At 73.4% G+C, this 21722-nt stretch carries 17 protein-coding genes; 2 read left to right on the top strand and 15 right to left on the bottom strand.

From position 1 onward, the window contains the following. Window positions 1–5: 5 nt before the first annotated feature. The 3 genes from AC1C2W_RS03260 to glgX all read right to left on the bottom strand — a co-directional run bounded on the left by AC1C2W_RS03260 (window position 6) and on the right by glgX (window position 6493). A complete protein-coding gene (locus AC1C2W_RS03260) occupies window positions 6–2081 on the bottom strand; it encodes an alpha-1,4-glucan--maltose-1-phosphate maltosyltransferase (RefSeq protein ID WP_495412362.1) in 2076 nt (691 codons plus the stop codon). 247 nt (window positions 2082–2328) lie between these two features. After that, window positions 2329–4077 (bottom strand): FAD-binding dehydrogenase, encoded by a 1749-nt coding sequence (locus AC1C2W_RS03265; protein WP_495412363.1) that lies wholly within the window; start codon window positions 4075–4077, stop codon window positions 2329–2331. A gap of 85 nt (window positions 4078–4162) precedes the next feature. Beyond that, entirely contained in the window at window positions 4163–6493 is a 2331-nt protein-coding gene (glgX, locus tag AC1C2W_RS03270) for a glycogen debranching protein GlgX (protein WP_495412364.1), read from the bottom strand. 309 nt (window positions 6494–6802) lie between these two features. Here glgX and AC1C2W_RS03275 point away from each other — a divergent pair, with 309 nt between their 5' ends. Both AC1C2W_RS03275 and AC1C2W_RS03280 read left to right on the top strand, forming a co-directional pair. Then, the gene (locus tag AC1C2W_RS03275) at window positions 6803–7609 is read left to right on the top strand and encodes an electron transfer flavoprotein subunit beta/FixA family protein (protein WP_495387807.1); all 807 of its coding nucleotides are present in this window, start codon (window positions 6803–6805) and stop codon (window positions 7607–7609) included. Between the two features lie 13 nt (window positions 7610–7622). After that, window positions 7623–8618 carry an electron transfer flavoprotein subunit alpha/FixB family protein gene (locus AC1C2W_RS03280; RefSeq protein WP_495387806.1) on the top strand — a complete coding sequence of 332 codons (996 nt, stop codon included), beginning with the start codon at window positions 7623–7625 and terminating at the stop codon, window positions 8616–8618. 33 nt (window positions 8619–8651) lie between these two features. Here AC1C2W_RS03280 and AC1C2W_RS03285 read toward each other — a convergent pair whose 3' ends face one another. The 12 genes from AC1C2W_RS03285 to AC1C2W_RS03340 form a co-directional block, all read right to left on the bottom strand. Further along, the gene (locus AC1C2W_RS03285) at window positions 8652–9107 is read right to left on the bottom strand and encodes a TA system VapC family ribonuclease toxin (RefSeq protein ID WP_495412365.1); all 456 of its coding nucleotides are present in this window, start codon (window positions 9105–9107) and stop codon (window positions 8652–8654) included. Beyond that, a complete protein-coding gene (locus AC1C2W_RS03290; protein WP_495387804.1) occupies window positions 9100–9345 on the bottom strand; it encodes a hypothetical protein in 246 nt (81 codons plus the stop codon). The genes AC1C2W_RS03285 and AC1C2W_RS03290 overlap by 8 nt, the downstream gene beginning before the upstream one ends. Window positions 9346–9428: 83 nt before the next feature. After that, complete coding sequence (locus AC1C2W_RS03295; RefSeq protein WP_495387803.1) at window positions 9429–9716, bottom strand: MoaD/ThiS family protein; 288 nt, start codon at window positions 9714–9716, stop codon at window positions 9429–9431. 16 nt (window positions 9717–9732) lie between these two features. Next, window positions 9733–10839: a GTP 3',8-cyclase MoaA gene (moaA, locus tag AC1C2W_RS03300; protein WP_495412366.1), complete on the bottom strand. Its 1107-nt coding sequence runs from the start codon at window positions 10837–10839 to the stop codon at window positions 9733–9735. Between the two features lie 4 nt (window positions 10840–10843). After that, on the bottom strand, window positions 10844–11188 hold the full coding sequence (locus AC1C2W_RS03305; RefSeq protein WP_495387801.1) for a DUF6457 domain-containing protein: 345 nt from the start codon (window positions 11186–11188) through the stop codon (window positions 10844–10846). Further along, window positions 11185–11874 (bottom strand): molybdenum cofactor guanylyltransferase, encoded by a 690-nt coding sequence (gene mobA / locus AC1C2W_RS03310; protein WP_495412367.1) that lies wholly within the window; start codon window positions 11872–11874, stop codon window positions 11185–11187. Before mobA ends, AC1C2W_RS03305 begins: the two co-directional genes overlap by 4 nt. A gap of 1 nt (window position 11875) precedes the next feature. Continuing rightward, window positions 11876–13252 (bottom strand): molybdopterin molybdotransferase MoeA, encoded by a 1377-nt coding sequence (locus tag AC1C2W_RS03315; RefSeq protein ID WP_495412368.1) that lies wholly within the window; start codon window positions 13250–13252, stop codon window positions 11876–11878. 91 nt (window positions 13253–13343) lie between these two features. Then, the gene (locus AC1C2W_RS03320) at window positions 13344–14579 is read right to left on the bottom strand and encodes an MFS transporter (protein WP_495387798.1); all 1236 of its coding nucleotides are present in this window, start codon (window positions 14577–14579) and stop codon (window positions 13344–13346) included. A 37-nt stretch (window positions 14580–14616) separates the two neighbouring features. After that, the gene (narI, locus tag AC1C2W_RS03325; RefSeq protein ID WP_495387797.1) at window positions 14617–15375 is read right to left on the bottom strand and encodes a respiratory nitrate reductase subunit gamma; all 759 of its coding nucleotides are present in this window, start codon (window positions 15373–15375) and stop codon (window positions 14617–14619) included. After that, complete coding sequence (gene narJ, locus AC1C2W_RS03330) at window positions 15366–16064, bottom strand: nitrate reductase molybdenum cofactor assembly chaperone (protein ID WP_495412369.1); 699 nt, start codon at window positions 16062–16064, stop codon at window positions 15366–15368. The genes narI and narJ overlap by 10 nt, the downstream gene beginning before the upstream one ends. After that, window positions 16061–17830, bottom strand: coding sequence for a nitrate reductase subunit beta (narH, locus tag AC1C2W_RS03335; protein WP_495412370.1), 1770 nt, complete (start codon window positions 17828–17830; stop codon window positions 16061–16063). The genes narJ and narH overlap by 4 nt, the downstream gene beginning before the upstream one ends. Next, window positions 17827–21684 (bottom strand): nitrate reductase subunit alpha, encoded by a 3858-nt coding sequence (locus tag AC1C2W_RS03340; RefSeq protein ID WP_495412371.1) that lies wholly within the window; start codon window positions 21682–21684, stop codon window positions 17827–17829. Before AC1C2W_RS03340 ends, narH begins: the two co-directional genes overlap by 4 nt. Window positions 21685–21722: the final 38 nt, after the last annotated feature.

The raw sequence follows: 21722 nt of genomic DNA on the forward strand, positions 1-21722 counted from the left end.
CCTCGTCATGCCAGGCCCACCTTGAGCACGTGCGCCACCTGCTCGCGCGGGTCGAGGCGCACGTACGGGTGCGCGCCCCACGGGTAGGTGGCGCCGGACAGCTCGTCGTGCGCGACGAAGAACGGCTGGTCCTCCACCCCGTCGGGGCGGGTCAGGCCGAGCGCCTCGAGGTCGAGGAGGACCGTCGACTCCTGCGTGGCCCACGGGTCGAGGTTGAGCACCACGAGCACGACGTCGTCCTGCGTGGCGCCGGGGCGGCCCGCGGCGGGCAGGTGCTCGGCCCGCACCCGGCTGGAGAACGCGACCACCTGGTCGTTCGTCGTCGGGTGCACCGCGAGGTCGCGCAGCTGCTGCAGCGCCGGGTGGGCACGGCGGATCTCGTTGAGCCGGCGCAGCAGCGTGGAGATGCCGATCACCTCGGCCTGCGACCAGTCGCGCGGCTTGAGCTCGTACTTCTCGTTGTCGATCTGCTCCTCGACGCCCGGGCGCGGCACGTTCTCCACCAGCTCGTAGCCGGAGTAGACGCCCCAGGTGGGGGAGCCGGTGGCGGCGAGCACCGCCCGCACCGCAAAGCCCGCGACCCCGCCGTGCTGCAGGTACGGGGGCAGGATGTCGTGCGTGGTCGGCCAGAACGACGGGCGGAGCACCGAGCCCTGCGGGCCGCTCACCTCGGCCAGGTACTCCTCGATCTCCTCCTTGGTGTTGCGCCAGGTGAAGTACGTGTACGACTGGTGGAAGCCGATGCGCGCGAGCGTCTGCATCATCGCGGGGCGGGTGAACGCCTCGGACAGGAAGATCACGCCGGGGTGCGCGTCGTGCACCTGCGCGAGCAGCCACTCCCAGAAGTTCAGCGGCTTGGTGTGCGGGTTGTCGACCCGGAACGCCGTCACGCCGCGGTCGATCCAGAGGAGCACGATCCGCAGGATCTCGGCGCTCAGTCCGTCCGGGTCGGTGTCGAAGCTCAGCGGGTAGATGTCCTGGTACTTCTTGGGCGGGTTCTCCGCGTACGCGATGGTGCCGTCGGCGCGGTGGGCGAACCACTCCGGGTGCTCGGTGACCCACGGGTGGTCGGGGGAGCATTGCAGCGCCAGGTCCAGCGCCACCTCGAGGCCTTCGTCGCGGGCCGCCGCGACGAAGGCGCGGAAGTCCTGCTCGGTGCCCAGCTCCGGGTGGATCGCGTCGTGGCCGCCGTCGGGCGAGCCGATGGCGTACGGGCTGCCAGGGTCGTCCGGCTGCGGGTCGAGCGTGTTGTTCCGACCCTTGCGGAACGTGGTGCCGATGGGGTGCACCGGCGTCAGGTACACGACGTCGAACCCCATCGCCGCGACCGCGGGCAGGCGCTGCGCGGCCGTGCGGAACGTGCCCGAGCGCCTCGTCCCGTCCTTGCGCCGGGTGGCGCCCTCCGAGCGCGGGAACAGCTCGTACCAGGCGCCCGCGAGCGCCAGCGGGCGGCTCACGCGCAGCGGGTATGCGGCGCTCGCGGTCACCAGGTCGCGCAGGGGGCCGCGGCGCAGCGCGTCCTTCACGGCCGAGGTCATCGCCATCGCGAGCCGCGCCTCCGGCGGGCGGGTGTCGTCCGCCAGCTCGTGGGCAGCCGCCGTCAGCGTGGCGGCGTCCTTGGCGCTCCGGGTGGCCTGCAGCTGCCGGGTCACGATGCGCTCGAAGAGTTGCCTGCCTTCCGCGAGCACGAGGTCGACGTCCTGGCCGGCATCGAACTTGATCACGGCGTCGTGCACCCACGTGGCGTACGGGTCGGACCAGCCCTCCACGCGGAACGACCAGTCGACCGTTCCGTCGGACGTCGTGTCGGGCTGCAGGAAGCCGCGGAACCGGTCGAGCCCCGGTGCGACGTCGACCATGGGGGCGGTGGAGTGTACCGAGCCGTCCGGGGCGAGCAGTACGGCGGTGGCGGAGACGGCGTCGTGTCCCTCGCGGAAGACCGTCGCCTCGACGGGCACCACCTCGCCGATCGCCGCCTTCGCGGGCCAGCGCCCGCCCTCGACCACGGGGGAGACCTCCAGGACGGGGATCCGTCCGATCGGCACGTGCGGCGTGGGCTGCGGAGACGTCACGGCCTCCACGCTAGCCAGCGCACCCCGGCAGCGCGCGCCAACCCGCCCACCGCCGGGGTAGTGCCCGATCCCGCGAGGTAGTTTGAAATCCCGCGAGGTAGTCCCGAATTTCGCGAGGTAGTTCAAAAATCGCCGAGGTAGTTCGATTCTCAGCGAGGTAGTGCGCTACCTCGCGAATCTTGGAACTACCTCGGCGATTTTTGAACTACCTCGCGAAATTCGGGACTACCTCGCAGGATCTAGCACTACCTCGCGGTCAGACGCCGGCGGCGAGGGCGCGGCCGGTGACGCGACCGGTGTGCAGGCAGCCGCCGAGGAAGGTGCCCTCCAGCGCGCGGTGGCCGTGCACGCCGCCGCCGCCGAACCCGGCGGCCTCGCCGACGGCCCACAACCCCTCGAGCACGGACCCGTCGGCGCGCAGGACGCGGCCGGACGGGTCGCACCACAGGCCGCCGAGGGTCTTGCGGGTCAGCACGGACAGCCGGACGGCGAGCAGCGGGCCGTCCTTCGGCGTCGTGAGCGGGCGGGGCTTGGCGACGCGGATGAGCTTGTCCACCCGGTAGTCGCGGGCGGCGCGCGTGGCCACGACCTGCGGGTCCTTGCCCAGCCCGGAGGCAACCTGCGCGTCGCGGGCCGCGACCAGCGCCGCGAGGGCGTCGGGGTCCACGTGCCCGCGCGAGCCCGGCGTCGCGTCGACGAGGGCGTTCATCTTGGCGGCGAGCTCGGCGGGGGTGTCGGCCCAGAGGAACTCGGGCGACTCGTGGGCGAACCGCTCCACCGGCCCGACGGCGCGGGGCAGCACCCGCTGCGCGAGGAGCTTCACGTCCTTGCCGGTGAGATCCGGGTTCTGCTCCGACCCCGACAGCGCGAACTCCGACTCCATGATCGCCTTGTTGAGCACGAACCAGGAGTGGTCGTCCCCGCGCTTGGTGACGTGCTGCAGCGCGCCGAGCGCGTCGAACCCGGGGAACAGCGGAGCGGGGAGCCGCCCGCCCTCGGCGTCGAGCCACAGGGAGCTCGGCCCGGGCAGAATGCGGATGCCGTGGTTCGTCCAGACCGGGGAGTGGTTGGCGATGCCCTCCGGGTAGTGCCACATGCGGTCCTCGTGCACGAGGGCGGCCCCGGCGTCGGCGGCGTGGCCGAGCATCAGGCCGTCGGTGGAGTCCGGGACGCCGGAGAGCATCCGGTCGGGCAGCGTCCCCGCCTCGGGGTCCCAGTGCGCGCGGGCCAGGTCGTGGTTGGCGCCGATGCCGCCGGTGGCGACGACGACCGCGCCCGCGGCGATCTCCTCGGTGCCCACGACGTCGCGGTTCGACGGCGCGCCGCGCCCGCCGAACGGGAGACCGCCCATCGCCTGGCCGGCCAGCACCTCCGCCCGGACGCCGGTGACGCGGCCGTCGGTCGTGACGAGCTCGGTGACCCGCCGCCGGAACCGCAGGTCGAGCAGACCGGCGTCGCGCGCCGCCCGTGCCGCCGTCACGAACGGCTCGACGATCCCGGGCCCGGTGCCCCATGTGACGTGGAAGCGGGGCACGGAGTTGCCGTGCTCGACCCTGCCGTCATCGTGGCCCACGGTGTACCCGCCGCGCTCGGCCCACTGCACCAGCGGGAACCAGCGCACGCCCTTGCCGTGCAGCCACGAGCGCATGTCGCCGGAGGCGAACTCGACGAACCGCCGCGCCCACGCGTACCCGTGCCGGTCGCGGCCCTCCCCGCGCTCGGCGCCGGGCGCGAACTGCGCGGAGCCCAGCCAGTCCGACCACGCCAGGTCGGCCGAGTCGTGCACGCCCATCGCGCGCTGCTCCGGCGACCCGACGAGGAACAGCCCGCCGAACGACCACCACGCCTGGCCGCCGAACGACGCCTCGGGCTCCTGGTCGAGCAGCACCACCCGTTTGCCCGCCGCGGTGAGCTCGGTCGCGGTGACCAGCCCGGACAGTCCGGCTCCGACGACGACGACGTCGGCGGTCACGGGCGAGGCAGCGGGGGAAGCGTCGGCGCTCATGACCCGCAGTGTGGCAGAGGAGTGCCGGTCAGCACACGGGCGAAGAGCGGTCGACGTCATGCACCCCGGAGCGGTGCCGTCGGCCCTATCGCCCGACGAAGACCTCCACGCTCAGCGCCTCGAGCGTCGTCCCGCCGGCGTCGTCGCCCTCGTCGCCCTCGTCGCCCTCGTCGCTCAGGCCGCCCTCGGGCGGCTCGGGCCGGTCCCAGGCCGAGCTCCACACCTGCTCCCAGGCCGTGTCGCCGGGCGCGGGTGGCAGCGCGACGTCCGCCCCGTCGAGGCCGCCGTTCAGCACCAGCAGCACGTGCGCGTCGCCGTCCTCGGGGCCAGGGCGCAGCATCTGCACCACCCGTCGCCCGGCCACGGCCCACGCGTCGCGGTCCATCGCCTCGCCGCGGTCGTCGAACCACAGCAGGTCGGGCTGGTCCTCGCCGGGCCGCGGCGTGCCGAGGAAGAAGGAGTCCGCGCGCAGGGCGGCGTGCCCGCGGCGCAGCGCGAGCAGGAACCGCGTGGTCTCCAGGAGGTCGCGGGCGGCGTCGTCGAGGTCCCAGCCGAGCCACGAGATCTCGTTGTCCTGCGCGTAGGCGTTGTTGTTGCCGCCCTGCGTGCGGCCGAGCTCGTCGCCGGCGGTGAGCATGGGCGTGCCAGCGGACAGCAGCAGCATCGCGAGCAGGTTGCGCTGCGAGCGGCGGCGCAGCGGCACGACGGCGGACCACGGCTCGGTGGTCGTGTCGCCTCCGTCTCCGCCGTCGTCGTCGACGCCGGGCGGCGCGTGCCCCTCGACGCCGTGGTTCCAGGACAGGTTGTGGTCGGACCCGTCGCGGTTGTCCTCGCCGTTGGCCTCGTTGTGCTTGTGGTCGAAGGCGACGAGGTCGGCGAGCGTGAATCCGTCGTGCGCGGTGACGTAGTTGACCGACGCCACCGGGCCGCGGATCAGCGGCGGGTCGGAGTGCCCGAACAGGTCGGCGGAGCCCGCCAGGCGCGTGGTGAGCTCGCGCAGCCCGTGCATCTCGCGCCCGTGGGAGCCCTCGCGCGGGGCGTCGAGCCAGAACCCGCGGACGCCGTCGCGGAACCGGTCGTTCCACTCCGCCATCGGGGGCGGGAAGTTCCCGGTCTGCCACCCGCCGGGCCCCACGTCCCAGGGCTCCGCGACGAGCTTGAGCCCGTTCAGCACCGGGTCGGTCTGGAGGGCAACGAGGAACGGGTGGTCGGGGGAGAAGCCGTGGTGCGTGCGGCCCAGGGTGACGGCGAGGTCGAACCGGAAGCCGTCGACGCCCACCACCTCGGCCCAGTAGCGCAGCGAGTCGAGGGCGAGCTGCACCACGCGCGGGCGGCGGAAGTCCAGCGAGTTGCCCGTGCCCGTGACGTCCGCCAGCGCGGCGGGGGACGCGCCGTCGTGCAGGTAGTAGCCCGCGTTGTCGAGGCCGCGCCAGCTGATCTGCAGCGCGTCGTCGCCGCCCTCGCAGGTGTGGTTGTAGACGACGTCGAGCAGCACCTCGATGCCCGCCTCGTGCAGCAGGTGCACCATGCCGCGTACTTCGTCGAGGACGGCGGCCGGTCCGGCCTCCTGCGCCGCCCGCGTGGCATACGCGGCGTGCGGGGCGAAGAAGCCGAGCGTCTGGTAGCCCCAGTAGTTGGTGAGGCCGTGCGCCACCAGGCGCGGCTCGCTCGCGAACGCGTGGATCGGCAGCAGCTCAAGGGTCGTGGCGCCGAGGCTCGTCAGGTGCTCGATGGTCGCCGGGTGCGCCGCCCCCGCGTAGGTGCCGCGCAGCTCGGGCGGGACGCCGGGGTGCCGCGCCGTCAGCCCCTTCACGTGCGCCTCGTAGACCACCGTGTCCGCCCACGGCACCCGCGGGCGGCCCAGCGGCACCGAATCCTCGTGCAGTGGCACGACGACGGAGTGCGGCACGAAGGCGAGCGAGTCGCGGTCGTCGGCCTCGCCGTACTGCTCGGCCACCCACCACCGGCCGTCCGGGTCGTCGCCGTCCTGGCTCCGCGGCGCGCTCACCGCGCCGAGCGTCTCCGGGCCGTACGTCAGGTCGCCCACCAGACCCCGCGCGTACGGGTCCACCAGCAGCTTCGCGGGGTTGTGCCGCTGCCCGGCCTGCGGGTCCCACGCGCCGTGCGCCCGGAACCCGTACCGCTGCCCCGGCGCGACGTCGGGCACGTGCGCGTGCCACACGCCGTAGACCGGCCCGTCGAGGGCGATCCTCCGCTCGGCGTACCGGGCCGGGTCGTGGGCGTCGCGGTGCGGCTCGACGACGTCGACCAGGCACAGCTCCACGCCGTCCGCGTGCGACGCCGCGACGGCGACGTCGATGCCGCCTTCCGGCGTGGGATGCACCCCCAGCGGCGGCACATGGCTGCGTCGTGCGCTCGGGCGCGTGAGCGGCGTGACCTTCGGGCGCGACTCCATGGGGACATGGTGCCCGCGCCGGCTGACAGGCGCGCGTCTCACGGCGGTATGGCGCACGGCGGCATGTTGTTCGCCGGGTCTCTCCTTGAGTGGATCATCGTGCAGGTCGACCGACCCAGACTTTTCGTCCCTCCACAGATGCGCTCCATGCAGGGGATGAGAGAGATCTTGGGGGAGCGCGCGGATCGTGGCGTTGCCGCGGACTTCACACCGGATCCCGCACCGGGCGGGAGGCCGCCGCGGGTAGGCTCGGCAGCGTCGGCCGCGCTGCCCGCGGCCCACTGTCACCGTGAGCTGGAGGTCGCGCCCGTGCGCATCGTCGTCGCCGTGAAGTACGTGCCGGACATCAATGCGGAGCGGCGGTTCTCCGGCCGTCGCGTCGACCGCGATCCGGGCGTCGGCACCCTCAACGAGCTGGACGAGAACGCGCTGGAGGCGGCGCTGCGGATCCGGGACGGCCTGCCCGAGGACGAGCGCGCGGCGAGCGAGATCGTGGCGCTGACCGTGGCTCCGGCGACCGGGGACGTGGCGCTGCGCAAGTCGTTCCAGCTGGGCGTGGACCGGGCCGTGCGGGTCACGGACGACGCGCTGGCCGGGTCGGACTACTTCGGCACCGCCGCCGCCCTCGCGGCCGGGGTGCGCAAGCTCGAGGCCGACGGCGCGCCCGTCGACCTGGTGATCACGGGCATGGCGGCGCTCGACGGCCTCGGCTCCGTGGTCCCGGCCCTCGTGGCAGCCGAGCTCGGCCGCCCGGCGCTCACGCTGGCGAAGAAGATCGGCGTCGCGGACGGCACCCTCACGGTGGGCCGCGAGACCGACGAGGCCAGCGAGACGCTCACCGCGCCGCTGCCCGCCGTCCTGTCCGTCGCGGACACGGCGAACAGGCCGCGGATGCCGAACTTCAAGCTGATCATGGCGGCCCGCACCAAGGAGATCGAGGAGTGGTCGGCCGCCGACCTCGGCCTCGACCCCGGGTCGGTCGGCGATGCAGGGGCGCGCACGCAGGTGCTCAGCGCTGCCCAGCGCCCGCTGCGGCCGGAGGTCGAGCTGGTGGTCGACAAGGGCGAGGGCGGCACCGCGCTCGCCGAGTACCTCATCCGCAACGAGCTGGTCTGAGAGGGCTGCCACCATGACCAACCGCACCGTCCTCGTCCTCCTGGACCCCGCCACCGAGGTGCGCTCCGGCGCGCTGGAGCTGCTCACCATCGCGCGCGGCCTCGGCCGCGTCGAGGCCGTGGCCCTCGAGGCCCCGACCGTCGAGGTGCTCGCCCAGCTCGGCGCCTACGGCGTCGAGATCGTGCACCAGGCCGAGGTGCCGCCCGCCGCGCTCGGCGCGGCCGGGGGTGACGCCGCCCGCCACCTGCCGTCGGTCGTCGCCGCGACGCTCGCCTCCGCCGTCCGGCGCACGGACGCCGACGTCGTGCTGGCCCCCGCCACGTTCGGCGCGAAGGAGGCCGCCGCGCTGGCCGCGTACACCCTCGGCGCCGGTCTGGTCATCGACGCCGCCGCCGTCGGCGAGGACGACGACGGCCGCATCGTGGCCGGCAAGCGCGTCTTCGCCGGCGCCTGGGACACGCGCTGCGTGGTCACCGCCGACGTCGCCGTGCTCACCGTGCGGTCCAACGCCGTCGTGCCCGAGCCCGCCGAGGCGGCCGTCGCCACCGAGGTGGAGGCCCTGCCCGTCGAGCTGCCCGCCGGCACGTCCGGCGTGGTCGTGACCTCGCGCGAGCTCAAGGAGCGCACCTCCGGCCGCCCGACGCTGGAGGACGCCGCCGTGGTCGTCGCCGGCGGGCGCGGCACGGGCGGCGACTTCGGCCCCGTCGAGGAGTTCGCCGACGCGGTCGGCGCCGCCATCGGCGCGACCCGCGACGCCGTCTTCGAGGGCTGGTTCGACCGCTACGTCGGCCAGACCGGCGTCACCGTCGCCCCCCGGCTGTACGTGGGCGCGGGCATCTCCGGTGCCCCGCACCACCGCGGCGGCATGCAGGCGTCCCAGGTGATCGTCGCCGTGAACTCCGACCCGGAGGCCCCGATCTTCGAGATCTGCGACTTCGCCGTCGTCGGCGACCTCACGGACGTGCTGCCGCAGGCGGCGGCAGCGATCCGCGCCCACCGCGCGTCCTGACCCGCTCGTTGCACGGAGGTCAGGAGACGAGCGCTACCGTCTGCTTCCACCGACCAGGTGGACATGCTTGCGGTCGCGCGGCCTGAGCGAGTCGCGGATCCTGGCATCGAACGTCGCAAGGACGCCGCCGTGCGAGATCGCGAGGTTGAGCAGATGGGCGTCGGTGACCTGTCGGTGTCCGGTGACGTGTCGGGTCAATGACCGGGCGTCCGCGATCGACGTCGCATCGGCGACGAACTCGGCGTTCGGCAGGGCTTTGATGGCCCGCAGGGCGTCGAGCGCGACATCGATCTTGAGGGGCTTCCCGTCGGAGCCGACCGTGATCGCCGGGTTGAGCAGGAGGCGCACCAAGGCGGTCTCGGTCATCGGAGTCGTCGCGAACCGTGCCACCTGCGACAGCCAGCGCCGCGCGTCCGCGTGATCGACATGCTCCTGGAGTGTGAGCGCGATCAGGACGTTGGCGTCGGCGATCGCGACCTGCTCACTCATCGTCGTCCAGGGCCTCGGCGACCATCTCGCGGGTGACCGTTCGGGCCGCGGAGTGGAACACGGGGATGGAGTCCAAGGGGTAGTCCCCCTCCCGCGCGAGCTGGTCGGCCCGCTCGGTGGCGAGCTGAACCAGGACACGACCGGGGCGATGGTCCGGGAAGCGGCGCGCCCCGAGCGAGAGGAGCCTTTCCACGTGCTCGTCCCGGGTGACCTGGATGCGTTCGTGGATGGTCGGCATAGCCGCGAGTGTACCACCGGGGGTACGTAAGGTGACACACCTGCGCAGTCTCTGCGCCGCTCGGACTCGAATCGTGCGTCGGTTCAGCCGCCCGCGAAGGGCGGCAGCAGGTCCAGGCTCGCGCCGACGGGCACGACGTCGGACGGCGCGGCCCGGCGCCCGTCGAGGAGCACGCTGCAGCGGGCGAGCACGGGCTCGGCCGCTGGGGTGGCGGCGGCGAGGTGGGCGAGGACGTCGCCGACGGTCGCTCCCGACGGCACGGTGAGTGTCTGCTGCGAGCGGCCGAGGGCGGCCCGCGCGGCGGCGAAGTAGCGCAGCGCCACGTCCTGCGTGGCCGTCGGAGCATCTGCCGTGGTCGTCGTGTCAGTCATCGTCGTCTCCCGGGTCTCATCCACCGATGGCGCTCATGGTCCGTTCGGGCTGCGTGAACCCGCCGTCGAACCCCGTGCCGGAGCCGGTGTCGCTCATCCCGTGGCCGGACTGCTTGCCCCACATGGCGGTGCGCCACAGGTCGGCGAGCACCGCGTCGGACGCCCCCGCGCGCAGGGGGCCGAGCAGGTCGGTCTCGGTGTGCGCGAACAGGCAGTCGCGCACGCCGCCCTCGGCGGTGAGGCGGGTGCGGCGGCAGTCGGCGCAGAACGGCTCCGTCACCGACGCGATGATGCCCACCCGGCCGAGGCGCCGACCGCCGGCGTCGCGCACCACGAACCGCTCCGCGGGCGCGCCGTCGCGCGGCTCCTCGTCGGTCTCGAGGGCGAACCGCCCACCCAGCTGGGCGCGCACCTCTGCCGCGGTGACCATCGCGGCGCGGTCCCACGCGTGGTCGGCGTCCAGCGGCATCTGCTCGATGAAGCGCAGCTCGAAGCCGCGCCCCAGGCACCAGGTCAGCAGGTCGGCGGCGTGGTCGAGGTTGACGCCGCGCACCAGCACGGCGTTGACCTTCACGACGTCGAACTCGCGCGCGGCGGCGTCGATCCCCGCGAGCGTGCGCTCGAGGAACGGGCGCCGCGCGAGCGTGGCGAACGTGTCCGGGTCGAGCGTGTCCAGCGAGATGTTCACCCGGTCCAGGCCCGCCTCGCGCAGCGCGCGGGCGCGGGAGTCGAGCCCGACGGCGTTGGTGGTGAGGCTCAGCTCCGGGCGATGGGGGAGGGCGGCGCAGTCGCGCACGATGTCGAGCAGGTCGCGGCGCAGCAGCGGCTCGCCGCCGGTGAAGCGCACCTGCCGGACGCCGAGCTCGCCGGTCGCGATCCCCACCAGCCGTACGATCTCCTCGCGCGTCATCACCTGGTCGCGGGGCAGCGTGGGCAGCCCCTCGGCCGGCATGCAGTAGGTGCAGCGCAAGTTGCAGCGGTCGGTGAGCGACACCCGCAGGTCGGACGCCACCCGCCCGAACGAGTCCACCAGGCCGGGCGTCGCGGGTCGCTCGGCGGGCAGGCGGACGTCCGGCACCCCCGCGGCGGGCAGCCGCGGCATCCCGAGCGCGACGGTCGTCATCCGATCAGCTCCCAGGGTTGGTGGCGAGGTCCGTGGCTGTGCCCGACGAGGGGCCCGCCGACGCTTTCGGCCCGGGGTCCTGCCAGGACAGCGCAGCCGCCGTCGCCCGCTCGAGCGCGTCGGAGCCGTTGCCGTGCGCGGCGGCGAGCCCGGCCGCGAAGCCGACGACGTACGTGGTGACAGGCGCGGCCGGCCGGGCGACCTGATGCGCGGCGTCGCGTGCGAGGTCCAGCACGGCCCCGACGTCCACGCTTCGCGGGGGCAGGCCGAGCTCGGCCTCGAGCGCGTCCACCCATCGGTCCAGCACGCTGGAGCCGGGGTCGTCGGTGCGGGGCGTCTGATCGGTCATCGGGTTCCTTCCCGCGGTCGGGCGTGTGGTCGTCCCACCGTAAGCCGTCGCACGTCGTCCCAGGTGTCGACGTCGGCGCTGAGGCCCCCGCCGTCCGGCACCTCGACGCACGACAGCGCCGCGACCAGCCGCCGCACCGACACCCCGACGAGGCCCTCCGGCCCGGCGGCCGACCGCAGGGCACGGCGCAGCGCGTCGCGGCGGTAGAGGCCGACCAGCCACTGCGCGCGGCCGTCGCGCACGAGGTAGGCGCCGTCGGCGTGCGGCGCGGGACCGGTCGTGCTCACGGCGCCGACGGCGGTCCGCAGCAGGGGCACGGCCGCGGCGGCGCGCGGCACGTCCACCGCGAGGACGAGCACCCACGGTGCGGCGAGTTCCGTGCGGTCGTGGCTGTGGTCCAACGCGCGTAGCCCGGCGTCGAGGCCGGCCACCGGACCGCCGAACGGCGGGTCCTCGCGCGTGAGGACGACGTCACGGACGTCCAGGGCGCCCGGCGGGAGCGTCGCCGCGGGGCCGACGATGACGGTGCGCGCGGCGTCGCGGGTCGCGGCGAGCGCGTGGTCGAGCAGCGGTGCGCCGTCGACGACGACGGTCGGCTTGGGCACCCCGCCGAGCCTGGCCGCGCGCCCGCCGGCGAGGACGACCGCGTCGTGCAGGGCCGGGGTGGGGCCGGGGCCGGCCGTCACGTCACGCCTCGCCGTCGGTCGTGGGTGCACCGAACGGCAGGTCCAAGGGGAGCACGTCGATGTCGGCGCCGGCCTCGACCTTCTCGACGTCGGCCGGCACGAGCGCGAGCCCGTCGGCGCCGAGCAGAGCCGACGTCGCGTGGCCTCCCGCGGCGCCGGGTCGGTCGTCACCGGGGGCTGCGGCTCGCTCGACCTCTCCCGAGGGCAGCGTCCGCACCGGCACGACGTGCACGCGCCCCGGCGGGCTCGACCAGGCAGAGGCCGCGCGGCGTCGCGCCGGAAGTACGGGCGCCCGGCCCGCCAGCACCGCGACCGCCGGGCGGACGAAGAGCGCGAACGACACGAAGGCGCTCACCGGGCTGCCGGGCAGCGCCACCCACGGCACCCCCTGCCAGCGCGCCAGCGCCTGCGGACGCCCCGGCCGCACCGCCACGGCGGCGACGTCGACGTCGCTCAGCCGCGCGTCGTCGTCGGCGAGCACCGCCCGCACGACGTCCGACGCCCCGGCCGAGACCCCGCCCGTCGTCACGATGAGGTCCACCCCCGCCCCGCCGCCCACCACGTCATCGAGGGCGGCGCAGAGGGCGGCGCGGAGCGCGTCGGGATCGTCGGGGACGGCGCCGACGCGCACGACGTCGGCCCCCGCAGCCCGCACCAGGGCAGCGAGCAGCAGGGAGTTCGAGTCCGGGATGCTGCCGAACCGATCCGTCGGCAGGAGCTCCGAGCCCGTGGACAGCACCGCCACCCGCGGGCGGGCGCGCACCGGCAGGGCGGTGAGGCCGCCCGAGGCGGCCACGGCGACGAGGGCCGGCGTCACGGGGTCGCCAGCGGACCCGAGCAGGTCCCCGGGCCGCACGTCCTCGGCGCGGAAACGCACGTGCGCGCGGGGCTGGCGGGCGAGCGTGACCTCGCGCTCCGTCGTCGGGCCGCCGGCGACGAACCGCCCGGTCGACGTGCGCTCCACCGGCACGACGGCGTCCGCCCACGCCGGCACCGGCGCGCCGGTCATGATCCGGACCGCCCCGCCTTCGTCCGAAGTGTTGTGGGCGCGATTTCGGGGGCTATCCGTCGACGGATAGCCCCCGAAATCGCGCCCACAACACTCGGGGAGGGCGGGGGAGCCGGGGCGGAGGTCGCCGACGACGGGCAGGGTGACGGCGGCGCCGTCGTCGGGCAGGTCGGCCAGGCGCACCGCGTAGCCGTCCATCGCGGCGGCGTCGAACGGCGGGACGGCGGCGTCCGCGCGCACCGGCGCGGCCAGCACGCGGCCGGGCGCGCCGACGGCGAGGTCCGCGAGCGGCACGTCGCGCGACGGGAGCGGCGCGACCAGGGCGAGCGCGGCGGCGACGTGCTCGTCGACGGTGCGGGCCGGGTTCACGGCGCCACCGTAGGCCGGGTGCGTGACGCGGGTGCGGCCGTGTCCTCAAAGCGCGCCGTCGCGGGCTGTGAACGGGTGCGGCGCGCCGCGCTCATCCCGCCCCCGTGTTGGCGCGCACGCGCTTGCGCACCGGTCCGAGCGTGAACAGCAGCGTGATCAGGCCGGTGAGCGCCAGCAGCGCGAAGCCGATGCCGTAGTCGCCGCGCCCACCGTAGACGGCGCCCATGATCAGCGGCGGGATGAACCCACCAAGGCCGCCCGCGGCGCCGACGACGCCCGTCACGGCCCCCACCGTCCCGGGGGGAGCCATCTTCGCCACGAGGGCGAACGTCGCCCCCGACGACGCGCCGAGCGCGACCGCCATCCCGAGGAACGCGATGGTCGCGCCGGGCATCAGGGCGGGCTGGAAGATGATCACCGCCGCGAACACCGTCACCACGGTGAAGCACGCGATCGACACCGGCACGCCGCCGAACTTGTCCGACAGCGTGCCGCCGATCGGCCGGCAGAGCACCGCCAGCACCACGAACCCGGCGGTGCGGAACGACGCGTCGCTGGCACTGAGCTCATACGCGTTCTGCAGGAACGTCGGCAGGTACACGGAGAACGCCACGAACCCGCCGAAGCCGATCGCGTACAGCCAGGAGAGCTGCAGGGTGGCGGGGATCTTCATGGTCGCCCAGGTGCGCGCCCACATGCCGCTGCCGGTGCCGGGCGTCCAGGCCGGCGAGTCGCGCAGCAGGGCCCGCGAGACGAGGGCGAAGACCGCCAGGAACACCGAGACGATGATGAACGGAGCGCCCTCGCCCCACGCGTCGCGGATCGGCACGGTGGAGAAGGATGCGATGGCGGTGCCGCCCATGCCGGCGCCGAAGATGCCGATGGCGGTGCCACGCCGGGCGGGCGGGTACCAGTTGTTGACGAACGGGACGCCGATGGCGAACGTCGTGCCGCCCAGCCCGAGGAAGAACCCGCCGACCAGCAGCCAGGGCAGGCTGTCCGCGACGAACCCGACGAACAGCACGGGCAGGATCGTCAGCACGCTGCACAGCGGGAACATCACCTTGGCGCCGAAACGGTCGGTGAGCGCCCCGATCGGGATGCGGCCGAGGGACCCGACGATCACGGGGACGGCCACGAGCACCGACACCTCGAAGTCGGACAGGTGGTACAGCTGCCCGTAGGTGTTGCCCAGCGGGCCGAGCAGGGCCCACGCCCAGAAACAGATCGCGAACCCGGCCGTCGCGAGCGCGAGCTGGGTCCCGTTACCCTGCACGGCCTGAGCCGCCGGCGCGTCGGCGGGGCCGGTGGACGGTGCCGAGGTCATGGATCCTCCTGGTGCGTGGGCGGTGCGGTGAGCGGGGTCATCGCGGGCTGTCGGACGGGTCCCAGCCCGGCCGCGGCGCCCGCGACGACACTGACGCCTCGCGGGACCGGTAGACCACGTACGGGCGGAACGGGTACTGCACGGGGGCGGAGAACGCGTGCACCAGGCGGGTGAACGGCCACAGGGCGAACAGCAGCAACGCCGCCACGATGTGCACCTGGAACGCCAGGGGCACGCCCTCCATGAGGGCGGGCTGCGGCTGCAGGTACCACAGCGACCGGAACCACGGCGAGATCGTCTCCCGGTAGTCGTACCCGTGGCCGCCCGCCAGGATCTGGGTCTGCACCGTCGCCCAGGCGCCCGACAGCAGCGAGGCGGCGAGGAACACGTACATGGTCTTGTCCATGCGCGTGGTCGCCAGGAACACCGGTCCGGTGGAGCGGCGCCGGTAGATGAGGATGAGCAGGCCGGAGACGGCGACGAGGGCGGCGACGGACCCCATGGACGTGGCGATGAAGTGGTAGACGCCCTCGCTGATGCCGACGGCCTCGGTCCAGGAGCTCGGGATCACGAGACCGAGGAAGTGCCCGAGCACCACGAAGAGCAGCCCGAAGTGGAACAGCGGCGAGCCGTAGCGCAGCAGCCGCTTCTCGTACAGCTCGCTGGACCGGGTGGTCCAGCCGAACTTGTCGTACCGGTACCGCCAGATCGACCCCACCACCAGCACGGCGAAGGTCACGTACGGCAGCACCACCCACAGCAGGATATTGTCGCCGCCCGTGTCGGTCACGCCCATGGCAGGTCCTCCCCGTCCCCGTATCCGCTCAGCCCGACCATCTCCGCCGGCGGACCGGCCGTCACGAGGTCGGCGATCCGCTCGGCCGTCGCGTCGTCGACGGGCGGCAGGGTGAGGCACACGGCCTCGATCGCCGCCGTCCACGGCGAGCCCTGCGCCGCGAGCGCGGAGCGCAGGACCTCGATGCCGTCGCGGTGGACGGCCAGCAGGCTGCCGGCGATCCGGGCGCCGTCCTCGCCCCCACGGGCGGACAGCTCGAGCACGGTGGGCAGATAGTCGGGCAGCTCGTCGCCCGTGGGCTCGAAGCCGGCCGCGCGATACGCCTCGACGAACCGCACCAGCGCGGTCCCTCGGCGCCGGGTGTCGCCCGCCGCGTAGTACGACAGGTACATCGCGCACCGGCGCTTGAGGTCGAACGTCGCGACGTAGGCGGTCTGCAGGGCGGCGGGGTCGCCGTCCGTCAGGGCGTCGGCCAGGCCGGTGAGGCGCTCGCGTACCGGCGCGGGCAGGTCGCCGACGGCGTCGCGCACCGTCTGCGCGGCCGCGCGCGTCTCGTCGTCCGGGTAGCCGAGCAGGACGGCGGCCCCCATGTGCGCGACGGCGCGCTGGCCGCCGTCGAGCCGCACGGGTGTCAGCGGGTCGAGGCGCTTGGCCCGGACGCCGGGACGAGGCAGGAAGGCGAGGCTCATCGCGCGCTCCCTGATCCGGAGGCATCGGAGCCGCCGGGCTCCTCGTACGTGGCGTCCTGCCGGCCGCCCGGCACGGTGCCCGGGCTGCCGGGGGGCACGCCGCCGCCGCCGCCCTCGGAGGGCGGGAACAGGCCCGTGGGGCTCCCGTTGCCGTCCCAGTTGAGCAGGTTCACGCGCCCGGGGGTGGACGGCCCGTAGGGGGAGTCGGCGGTCTGCCGGTTGGCGAGCGCGTGGAAGTTCTCCACCGCGACCGGCAGCGGGGTGCCTGACGACGAGCCGAACGGTCCGGCGCCGCTCATCCCCTGGCCGCCCATGCCCGGCCCGCCCTCGACGTCGAGGGAGCACGCCATCTCCTCCAGCTCGCGCGCCACCTCCGTGTGCGCGGACGGGATGACGTACCGGTCCTCGTACTTGGCGATCGCGAGCAGCCGAAACATCTCCTGGACCTGATCGCCGGTCATGCCGACGGCGGTGGCGGTCTCCTCGGGAAACTCGCGGCCCAGGTTGACCTCCCGCATGCCGGAGCGCATCGCCGCGAGCTTGCGCAGCACCCGCTCCACCGGCCTGGTGTCGCCCGCGGTGAACAGGCCCGCGAGGTACTCCAGCGGGATGCGCAGCTGCGAGATCGCAGCGAACAGGGTGCGGCCGTCCTCGCCGTCGTTGCCGGAGCTGGCCACGACGTCGACGACGGGCGACAGCGGCGGGATGTACCAGACCATCGGGAGCGTGCGGTACTCCGGGTGCAGGGGGAGCGCCACCTCGTAGTCGTGGATGAGCTTCCAGATGGGGGAGCGCTGCGCGGCCGTGATCCAGTCGTCCGGGATGCCCTCGCGGCGGGCGGCGGCGACCACCTCGGGGTCGTGCGGGTCCAGGAAGACGGAGCGCTGCGCGGCCAGCAGGTCCTGCTCGTCCTCGATCGCGGCGGCGGCCCCGACCTTGTCCGCGTCGTACAGCACCAGGCCGAGGTAGCGCAGCCGGCCCACGCACGTCTCGGAGCACACGGTGGGCAGGCCCACCTCGATGCGCGGATAGCACAGCGTGCACTTCTCGGCCTTGCCGGTCTTGTGGTTGAAGTAGACCTTCTTGTACGGGCAGCCGGTGACGCACATGCGCCAGCCGCGGCACTGGTCCTGGTCCACCAGCACGATGCCGTCCTCGACCCGCTTGTACATCGCGCCCGACGGGCAGGACGCGACGCACGACGGGTTGAGGCAGTGCTCGCAGATGCGCGGCAGGTAGAACATGAACGTCTGCTCGAGCTCCTCGGCCACGTGCTCGCTCATGTGCTTGAGGATCGGGTCGTCCTGCATCGTCGCCGTCGACCCGCCGAGATCGTCGTCCCAGTTGGCCGACCACTGGATCGACATGTCGTCGCCCGTGAGCAGCGACTTCGGCTTCGCGACCGGCGTGTGCTCGCCCTGCGGCGCGCTGAGCAGCATGTCGTACTCGTACGTCCACGGCTCGTAGTAGTCGTGGATGGACGGCAGCTTCGGGTTGTGGAAGATCGACGCGAGCTTCTTCGCCCGACCGCCCGCACGGAGCTTCAGCTTGCCGCGCTTGGTGCGCACCCAGCCGCCCTGCCACGTCTCCTGGTCCTCGTACTGGCGCGGGTAGCCCAGCCCCGGCCGTGTTTCGACGTTGTTGAACCACACGTATTCCATGCCCGTGCGGTTCGTCCAGGCCTGCTTGCAGGTCACCGAACACGTGTGGCACCCGATGCACTTGTCGAGGTTCATCACCATCGACATCTGCGCCATGACCTTCACTGGTAACGCACCTCCTGGCTGCGGCGTCGGATGACGGTGACCTCGTCGCGCTGGTTACCGGTGGGGCCGAGGTAGTTGAACGCGTAGCTGAGCTGCCCGTACCCGCCGGCGAGGTGCGTGGGTTTGAGCAGGATGCGCGTCAGCGAGTTGTGGATGCCGCCGCGCTTACCGGACGTCTCCGCCAGCGGCACGTCCACCGTGCGGTCGGTGGCGTGGTGCATGTAGACGGTGCCCTCGGGCATGCGGTGGGAGACGACGGCGCGGGCGACGACGACGCCGTTGCGGTTCACCGCCTCGATCCACTCGTTGTCCGCGACGCCGATCTTCGCGGCGTCTGCCGGGCTCATCCAGATGTTCGGCCCGCCGCGCGACAGCGACAGCATGAACAGGTTGTCCTGGTACTCCGAGTGGATGGACCACTTGGAGTGTGGGGTGAGGTAGCGCACGGCGACGGCGGCATGACCGGTGACGCTGCCGTCGTCGAACGTGCCGGGCACGGGACTGTCGCCGAACAGGTGGTGGAGGTCCAGCGGCGGCCGGTACACCGGCAGCTGCTCGCCCAGCTCGATCATCCAGTCGTGGTCGAGGTAGAAGTGCTGGCGGCCGGTGATGGTGTGCCACGGCTTGAGCCGCTCCACGTTGACCGCGAACGCCGTGTACCGGCGCCCGCCGTGCTCCGACCCGGACCACTCCGGGGAGGTGATGACCGTGGTCGGGCGGGACTGCACGTCGGGGAACGTGACGCGCTTGGCATGGTCGTCGCGCGCCAGGTCGGCGAGCGGCTGCCCCGTGCGGCGCTCCAGGTTCTCGAAGCCCTGCACCGCCAGCCGCCCGTTCGTGGTGCCGGACAGCGCGAGGATCATCTCGCACGCGTGGGTGTCGCGGTCCAGCCGCGGGCGCCCGGCCGCGGGCCCGGAGGTCACGACGCCGTTGACCTGGCCGAGCTTGCGCACCTCCTCGTCCGGCATGTACGCGACCCCCTTGGTGGCCATGCCCTTCGTGTCGGTCAACGGGCCGAGGGCCGCCATGCGCGCCGCGAACGCCGGGTAGTCGCGCTGCACCACCTGCAGGCGCGGCATCGTGACGCCGGGCACCAGCTCGCGCTCGGTCATCGGTGCGCCCGCGTCGGTGAGGGTGCCGTGCGGCACGGCGAGCTCGTCGGGGGTGTCGTGCATCAGGGGGGTCGCGACCAGGTCCTCGCGCACCCCCAGGTGGGTCTCGGACATCTGGGACACGAGCCCGGCCAGCGTGTGGAACGTGTCGAAGTCCGTACGGGTCTGCCACGGCGGGCTGATCGCCGGGTTGAAGGAGTGCACGAAGGGGTGCATGTCCGTGCTCGACAGGTCGTGCTTCTCGTACCAGGTGGCGGCGGGCAGCACGACGTCGGAGAACAGCGTGGTGCTCGTCATGCGGAAGTCCATCGTGACGAGCAGGTCGAGCTTGCCGCGCGGCGCCTCGTCGCGCCACGCCATGGACGCCGGCCGCCGGTCGGGCGGCGCCTCGGCGGCCAGCACGGACGAGTCCGTGCCGAGCAGGTGCTTGAGGAAGTACTCGTTGCCCTTGCCCGAGGACCCGAGGATGTTGGCCCGCCAGATCGTCAGCACGCGCGGGAAGTTCGCCGGGTCGTCGGGGTCCTCGCAGGCGAACTTGAGCGTCCCCTTCTTGAGCTCGTCGACGACATGCTGCTCCGGCTCCTTGCCGGCCGCACGCGCCTCGTCCACCAGGTCCAGGGGGTTGCGGTCGAACGTCGGGTAGCTCGGCATCCAGCCGCGCTGGGCGGACTCCACGAGCGTGTCCGCCGTCGTGCGTCCGGCCAGGCGGCCCGGCGCGAGCGGGGAGGCGAGCGCGTCGGCCGGCATCCCGTCGTACCGCCACTGGTCTGTGGCGAGGTAGAACCACCCGGTGCCGATCATCTGCCGCGGCGGCCGCAGCCAGTCCAGGCCACCCGCGTACTGCGCCCACCCGGTGATCGGCCGGCACTTCTCCTGCCCCACGTAGTGCGCCCAGCCGCCGCCGTTGACGCCCTGGCAGCCCGTGATCGTCGTGAGGGTGAGGAACGCGCGGTAGATGGTGTCGGCGTGGAACCAGTGGTTCGCGCCCGCGCCCATGATGATCATCGACCGGCCGCCGGAGTCCTCCGCGTTCTGCGCGAACTCCCGGCCGATCTGCGCGGCGTCCGCGGCCCGCACGCCGGTGATCTCCTCCTGCCAGGCAGGAGTGCCGGGGGCGGTCGCGTCGTCGTAGCCGGTGGGCCACTCGCCCGGCAGGCCGAGCTCGGCACGCTCCACGCCGTACTGCGCGAGCAGCAGGTCGAAGACGGTGGTCACCAGGTGCCCGCCCACCCGCCGGGTCGGCACGCCGCGTGTCAGCACGCCCTTGCCGCCGAGGTGCGCCTCGACGTCGGTCGAGCCTGTCGAGATCATGTCGAACCGGGGGAGCAGCACAGGTACGCCGGTTTCGACAGGCTCGACCGGCGGTGGGGCGTCGGCCACCGACAGCAGCGGGTCGACGTCGCCCAGGTCGAGGTTCCACTTGCCCTCGCCCGCCTCGCCGTACCGGTCGGCGAGGGTGCCGTTGGGGGCGACGACGGTGCCGTCGGCGTCCAGCAACAGCGTCCTGAAGTGCGGGTTCGCCCCGGACGACGCCCCGGGCAGGACGTCGTCGTCCACGTCCGCGGCCGTGAGGAACTTGCCCGGCACGTACGTCGCCGCCTGTCCTGAGCCTGCGCCGTCCTGAGCCTGTCGAAGGGTCGAAGGGTCGTGCTCGTCGAGGCGCACCAGGAACGGCGCGTCGGCGTACTTCTTGAGATAGTCGACGAACGGCGCGGTGCGCTTCTCCACCAGGAACTCGCGCAGGATGACGTGCCCCATCGCCAACGCCAGCGCGCCGTCCGTGCCCGGCTGGGGGGCGAGCCACTGGTCCGCGAACTTCGTGTTGTCCGCGTAGTCCGGCGAGACCGAGACCACCTTGGTGCCGCGGTAGCGCGCCTCGGTCATGAAGTGCGCGTCCGGGGTGCGGGTCACCGGGACGTTGGAGCCCCACATGATCAGGTAGGACGAGTTCCACCAGTCCGCCGACTCGGGCACGTCCGTCTGGTCGCCGAACACCTGCGGGGACGCGACCGGCAGGTCGGCGTACCAGTCGTAGAACGACAGCATCGTGCCGCCGAGCATCTGCACGAATCGCGCCCCGACGCCGTGCGACACCATCGACATCGCCGGGATGGGGGAGAACCCCGCGACCCGGTCCGGGCCGTGCTCCTTGATGGTGTGCACGTGCGCGGCCGCGACGATCTCCGCGGCCTCGTCCCACGTGGCGCGCACCAGCCCGCCCTTGCCGCGGGCCGACTTGTACGCGCGGGCCGTCTCAGGGTCGGACGTCACCCGCTGCCACGCCAGCACCGGGTCGCCGCCCACCGCGGCCTTCGCCTCTCGGTAGGCGGCGAGCAGCACGCCGCGCACGTACGGGTAGCGCACCCGGGTGGGGGAGTAGGTGTACCAGGAGAACGCCGCGCCGCGCGGGCAGCCCCGCGGCTCGTACTCGGGGGAGTCCGGGCCCACCGACGGGTAGTCCGTCTGCTGCGTCTCCCACGTGATGATGCCGTCCTTGACGTACACCTTCCACGAGCACGACCCCGTGCAGTTCACGCCGTGCGTGGAGCGCACCACCTTGTCGTGCGACCACCGGTCCCGGTAGAAGACGTCGCCCTGACGCCCGCCCTTGAGGAACAGCTGGCGCAGGTCGTCGGACACCTCCCCCTTGCGCAGGTGCTTGCCGAGTCTCAGGAGGGCGTCGGCCGCTCCGGTCGGTGGTGCCGTCCCGGTCTCGACGTCGGGCGGGCGGGTGGGCGACATGCGCACTCCTGAGGCTGGGGGGATCCGAAGAATCACTG

The sequence above is a fragment of the Isoptericola sp. Y581 genome, assembly GCF_059445475.1.